Below are 5,174 nucleotides of genomic sequence, written 5' to 3'. Positions count from 1 at the left end.
GCCGTTTGGTAAAATCTATTAGCGGATGAACTTACAAAAGAATATGGAAAAAGCTTTTCAAAAAGAAATCTGCAATATTTTCGTAAATTTTATCTTGTTTTTCCAGATGAGCAGATTGTGAACGCATGCGTTCACAATCTGAATTGGACACATTTTAGAGCACTTTTACGTGTGCCGGATGAAAATGCAAGAATGTGGTATATGAACGAAGCTGCACAGGAAGGCTGGAGTTCAAGAACTTTAGATAGAAATATCAGTACACAATATTATTACAGATTAATGCAGTCACCAAGGAAAGATCAGAAATGGAGAAGCAGATTATAAATCTCCGTCTTAAAGGGCTTGGATATAAAGCAATCGCAGTTGTTATTGGCAGTTCTAAAGAAAATGTACGTTATTTTTGTAAAACACATGGAAACCCGGATAAGGATAAAGAGGCAATACCCTTTCGATAATTAGTAATCAGAGTACAGGGGGCGGCCAAGGCTGCCCCATTTATGAATGGAGGAACAGATGTGGATATGGAAGCAGGAAAAATACTTACCAATGAGGAGGTCATAAGGGAACTTCTCGAATTATTAAAGGAAAATGCCATGAAAGAGCAGGCGAACGATGTATTTGAGATATGCAGCTATGTGGACGGACTGGAGAAAAAGATTGATTCCATGACGGAAGAACTCACCAATATGCAGAACCAGATCAAAGAAATGCAGGAAGATACGCTTATCAATAATGCTAAAAAGGCATTATCAGATGCACAGGAGCGACTTAATACCAGACGTGAACAGATAAAATCACAGGTGCATGAAGTTAAAGAACAGGTGAAATTTACTGCAAAAAGTATTGTAGATGAAGCAAAGGTAAAAGGCAGAGCTGCATTATACAGAGTATCAGAGCTCTTAGAAATTAAGAATAAACTTCTTAATATCCGGGAGAATGTAAGAGGTGTAATCAGAACTACGGATAATGATATAGCTAAAACGGCATTGCTTGGTAAAGGGCTTCGTGAGGCAGGACAGACAGCAGCCAATGCATTCCGTACTTTTGCGGATAAGCTGGAGGTGGATTATTTACAGAAAGAACAGAAGCATACAATAACCAAAGCGGTGCTTGCACCTATGAAAGCAGTGAAAGAGTTGTTTGTATCAATGGAGCTACATCTGGACGCTTCGATTGATAAGCTGGATAATCTGGCTATGAATGTGCGGATAGATAAGGAAAAGTGTATGAAGAATACGAAGAGTGAGAAGCAAAAAGCAACTGACAGGGCAGAGGCAGAGCCGGAGAGGGCAGAAACTGAGCGAGTAGAAGCAGAGGTTGTATATTCACCGACGGTCGCTGAGCCGCAGGAGTATCAGTATAATGTAGATGCATTTGAGGCTAGAGGTGTGGATGAGGTGAAGCAGGAGGCAGCACATAAGGAAGTATCGAAGGTAAGGGAAGATAAAGCCAGATAGTAGTGAGGACGTATCATCAGAAATGGTGGTACGTCCTTTTTTGTGGAATGGCGAGGTTATTTATGATATAATAAAAAAAATTTTTCACTAAGGAGTGATACTTTGAAGAAAATACCAATAAATTTAATTCTGTATACAGTTATGTTCTTCATAGCAGGACTTCTTGTAATATCAGCTAGCTGCCAAAGTCATCAGGCTGTCATGTCAATCCCCATGCCTGTTCATTTTACAGGCGAGTACAGTCAAGGTGGCGGAGAATGGCAGATGCTTGACGCAAAAACAGATCTGTCTTCTTATAACGGGGCTGTAACGCTCCGTGGCAGATTTGATACAGAACTGTTGGAGGGGGCAGAAATAAGATTTTATCTAAACCACATCGGTGTGGATATATGCAGGGACGGGGAAATCCTATATGAATCAAGCCATGAAAAGTTCCCGGATATGTGCGGTAGCACGTGGGTATCGTGGGTGTTTCCGTCAGCATCGCCGGAGGACGTGCTTGAAATAAGATTGTATAATCCCCACAGTTTTGGGAACAGGGACGCATATAATCAGTTTCTGGATTCCATCTACATTGGTGGTGATGTGGTAATGAAAAACTATTTTGAGCGGCAGAGCCTGCCGTATAAGGCAACTAGTTTGATGACTTAGAGAAAATGCGGGAGGATGATCCGTTGCAGTACGAAAACCTGAAACGGCAGAATATTCATTCCATCGTCGTCGTTCCGCTTTATGACAATGATGCAGTTATGGGATTTTACGGCATAGGTAATCTCTCAAAGCAAGTTTAAAGGAGAAGATAGATGAAACAATCGATACGAAAGAGAGTATTAAGCGGAATACTTGCAGGTCTGATGTTGGCTTCGAATGTAAATTTTCCGGCAAGTGCGACGGAATATCATACGACAGCACAGAATACGGTGGAGGGACAGACCGCCGATTCGGAGATGGAGGATTTCCGGGAAACAGAAGGATTTGCCGATCTTGAGACAGAAAATATACAGGAAACGGAAGGAACTCAGGAAACGGAAGAGACTCAGGAAACAGAAGAGACTCAAATGTACGCACAAGAGCAAGAACCGGTTGCACAGGAAGTTGTGACAGGAACCTTTAAAGTGTCCGGCACGATAGTATTCAATGAAAATCTGGATGGCACAGACTGGAAAGACCTGGTTCGACCGTTAGAGTTTGATCAACAAATTACCATTGTGCAAACCTATATCGACAGCAACGGCGAGGTACAGACAGTAACATCCTGTGCCCAGCATGATATATCGAAGGAGAACTATTATCTGAAATTTGCACATGACGGAGATGGCGGCGGTGACTTTATCATTGAAAATATTCCAAAGAGCATTACAGATGAAAATGGAGTGGAGCATCAGGTGACTTCCTGCACAGTCAATGTAGAACCGGCACTGCCGTATTACAAGAGCGACACGCCAATCTCAGTGGATATGAAAGATCCTGCCAATCTGACCAGTGCAGTGGGCACATTGATGATGAGCCTGAAAAGTCAGAAATTAACCTTGAAGCCCACAGTTATTCCGGAAGGTGGAACCGACAATCCGTCTTTTAATATGAAAGCAGTATTTACATATCCGCAGCTTACAGGAGAGGGAGATCAGGGAAGAAAATTAGAACTAACGTATAAATCAAACGAAAAAAAACCATCGGAAGTATCGGTGCCGGTGGGAATCACTTATACGTTGCAGCAGGAAGCAGCGGATGGCTATCGGCTGAATAAAGAATATACAGTCACAGAGACCACAACAAACGATGCAGGAGAAACGGAAACAAAGACGTCAACATCCGAAAACTCTGTATCAGGAACCATTGCAGAGAAGACAGATGTCACGATTATCACAGTCAACTACGCACAAAATGTGGAAGTGGGCTTTGATGTCAGCTGGGTTGACAATAACAATGCAACACGACCGACACTTTCTGAGGATTCTTTCCTGCTTCAATACCGGACAGCAGATGGCGAATGGACGGAACTGACAGAAGCAGAATGCGAAAAACTGAATCTGGAAAAAATGCCTGCCTTTGACAAGTCAAATGCATCTGTTAATCAGTATGCCTATAAAGGCTGCCCTTCGGTAGATGCAGAGGGGAAAGCTTTGGAATACCGTGTGGTTGTTAAGACAAATCCGGACAATTACGTCTCTGATTATAAAGATCACGAGGATACAGGAAGACGTGAGATTATATTTGAAGAACAGACAAGCTTTCAGGCAACAATCACATGGAATGATATAGACGGACAGGGGGAGGAAGGACATCGTTACCGTCCTAAGAATGCTTCGGATTTAAAACTGAGACTGTATCGGCGGACAGAGGGCGGAACTTATGAGCTTGTTTATGATACCCTGCCGGAAGGCACAGTCACAACAGGAGAGTCAGGCTGGCAGGTGAAGATTCCGGATCTTACCAGATATCATGTGGACAATAAAGAATATGACTATGTGCTGGTACAGGGATCTATCGGAGAAGATCAGACAGTGACCCAGGGAAGACTGGAATACTATAAGACTTACTACAGCAATGGCAGCGGAAGTTTTGGAAATGATACCGCACTCTGCCATAATAACGGAATCATCACAGAAGTTCTGACCAAAGAAGTTGAATTCCATGCAAAGAAAATCTGGAAGGATCAAACCGGAGATGTCACGAACCGTCCGGATGCAGTCGTTACGCTCTGGAGATATGTAAAAAAGGAAGCCAAAGACATTGATGATGCCTATACAAAGGGCATTGCAACACAGGTCATTTTCCAGACAACCGGGGATGGTCAGACGAAGGATCGAATCGTATCCTATCAGATGGATAAGACAAAGGGAACGGCAGAGGATCCATTAGAAATCACTTTCACAAGCGAGACAGTCAGTGGGATGTCGCAGGATTATACACTGCCATTATATGATGATCAAGGTCAGGAATACGTGTACTTCGTAAGGGAGAGCCTGTCGGGAGAGTATGCAGAGGACTATACGATTCAATATACTGGTCAGAATAATCACAACATTACGCAAATTTATGAAAATGGTGCTCCGGTTAATGGAATCATTATCAACGTCCGCCGCAAGAAAGAAGCGGTAGCAATTACAAAGATCTGGAAGAATCCCTCTGGTCTGGCACAGATCGATGGTGCGTCTGTTACGGTCAAGATAACAGCCAGTGCGGATGGAGGAACAACGTATGATGAACTGACCGTTTATTCGGACAAACCAAAATCCTATGATATGTTAAAGAATAATGAGAAGGAACAGGCACAGACGATTTCAGGCTTTACTTCCAGCATATCCCGGGGAGATGTGGTTTATTATGTCAATACATATGACAAAGAAGGACGCCCTTATGACATGGAGCATGCCATAATCCAGGAAACTGTTACCATCGGAGAGAAAACCTATTCCGTCACACAAAATGAAAGCGGCGATCAGATCATAGACATCGATGGCAGCCAGTATGTGGTAAAGTCTTCCTATAAAAATAAGGTAATGCTTGGCGATGGTATCGGCGAGTATCGCTATGAACAGACGAATACCATTACTGCACGCAGAGAGTACAAAGTCGTAAAAGAATGGGATAAAAATCTTGAGGAAAATGAATTTGCGGATATTTCTCAGGTGCTCTTCAAATTGGAACGTCGTTCTACAAAGGATAAGGCGGACGGCTCACTTGCTGATTATGAAGTTGTAAAAAACGGTACAG

At 42.8% G+C, this 5,174-nt stretch carries 4 protein-coding genes and 1 pseudogene; all 5 read left to right on the top strand.

Going from position 1 to position 5,174, the window contains the following annotated elements:
* Positions 1-30: 30 nt before the first annotated feature.
* Positions 31-324, top strand: a pseudogene (locus WMO25_RS14535) (DUF1016 N-terminal domain-containing protein); the annotation flags it as partial.
* Positions 306-455, top strand: coding sequence for a hypothetical protein (locus WMO25_RS14530; RefSeq protein WP_349085896.1), 150 nt, complete (start codon positions 306-308; stop codon positions 453-455). The pseudogene WMO25_RS14535 and the gene WMO25_RS14530, both read left to right, overlap by 19 nt.
* Before the next feature lie 60 nt (positions 456-515).
* The gene (locus WMO25_RS14525; RefSeq protein WP_349085897.1) at positions 516-1,457 is read left to right on the top strand and encodes a DUF6674 family protein; all 942 of its coding nucleotides are present in this window, start codon (positions 516-518) and stop codon (positions 1,455-1,457) included.
* A 102-nt stretch (positions 1,458-1,559) separates the two neighbouring features.
* Positions 1,560-2,108 (top strand): hypothetical protein, encoded by a 549-nt coding sequence (locus tag WMO25_RS14520; RefSeq protein WP_349085895.1) that lies wholly within the window; start codon positions 1,560-1,562, stop codon positions 2,106-2,108.
* A 152-nt stretch (positions 2,109-2,260) separates the two neighbouring features.
* Positions 2,261-5,174: hypothetical protein (locus WMO25_RS14515; protein ID WP_349085894.1), on the top strand; the 2,914-nt coding region annotated here is incomplete at its 3' end.

Origin of the sequence: Coprococcus intestinihominis (assembly GCF_040096555.1) — a bacterium.
GTDB lineage: Bacteria > Bacillota > Clostridia > Lachnospirales > Lachnospiraceae > Coprococcus_A > Coprococcus_A intestinihominis.
This window is presented reverse-complemented; position numbering and strand designations above follow the sequence as displayed.

Bases quoted from the DNA above. Each gene is read 5' to 3' on its own strand.
- WMO25_RS14530 (WP_349085896.1), top strand. From the start codon at position 306: ATGGAGAAGCAGATTATAAATCTCCGTCTTAAAGGGCTTGGATATAAA.